Raw genomic sequence first — 1055 nt, forward strand, 5'->3', positions numbered from 1 at the left:
GCCAAAAGCCGCCTTCACCGTCGGCGACAAGACCCTCGATGTCGATCTTCTGTGCAGGGTGGCCATCACGCGTGACGATCGTCTTGCCGGTGATCAGCGCCGGCGTCTGGGTGGCATCGATCTCGAAGATCGAGGGCGCGTTGGCGTAGAACGAGTCCGAGGCAGCGAACAGCTTGCCGGCAGCATCGCCGGCGGCGAGCGCCGAAAGCGCACCCCAGCCGAGCGGCGTGCCGTCTGCCGTGGGCTTTGCCGTGATCATCGGGTAAGTGGCGGGACCTTCGGAACGCTCGTAGATCATCACGTGCGAGCGGGCGAGCCCGTCCTCGACCAGGTCGGCCTCGTTGGCGGTGACCAGGAGATTGCGCGACGGGATCGCGATCAGGCCTTCCGGACCGATGCCGGACGGCAGGATCTGGACGAACTGAGGCTCAGCACCCGCGTTGTTGTAGACGCCGACGACGGAGCCGCGCTCCGAGGCGACGAAAACCAGCCTGTCCTCGCCGAACGTGCCGGTGTCGAGACCTTCCGGCTCGACGCCCTTCTTGTTGCGGGCGTCGGGATAATGGCCGGCATTGGCGACCTGGTACTCGAAGGACGGACCGGATTCGTAGAGAACCTCGCCCTTCTTGCTGAAGATCGTGAAGCCGCGCGAGCCGCCTTTGTAGTCACCTTCGTTGGCGACGACGAGACGATCATTGTCGAGCCATTTCACGGCGTCGGGTTCGCGTGCGACGTTTTCGATTTTGCCGTCGAAAGAAAAGGCGCCGTTCTTCTTGGTGTCGATCTTGTCCAGCGTGACGGAGCCTGCGGAGAAGTGCGTGACGATCGCGCCGGTTTCGGCGTTGACGATGGCGATGTGATTGTTTTCCTGCAGCGTGACCGCTATTTCGCCGGCCTCGTTGAAGGCGACGAATTCCGGCTCCGGATCTTCCGCCGCAACTTCGGCAATGCCCGCCAGGTTCACGCTCTTCATCGTCGCGCAATCAGGCTGGCCTTCGGTCATCGTGAAAATCTTGAGGTCGCCCGCCGGCATCTGCGGAATTTCTCCGTCGTTC

Annotated in this window: 1 protein-coding gene; it reads right to left on the minus strand. The window is 62.9% G+C overall.

What is annotated here, in order from left to right; genetic code table 11:
* Positions 1 to 1055 (minus strand): esterase-like activity of phytase family protein (locus EOA86_RS35900; protein WP_164892378.1); only part of this gene is annotated, 1055 nt, incomplete at both ends.

The sequence above is a fragment of the Mesorhizobium sp. M5C.F.Ca.IN.020.32.2.1 genome (assembly GCF_004023105.1).
Taxonomy (GTDB): Bacteria; Pseudomonadota; Alphaproteobacteria; order Rhizobiales; family Rhizobiaceae; genus Mesorhizobium; species Mesorhizobium wenxiniae.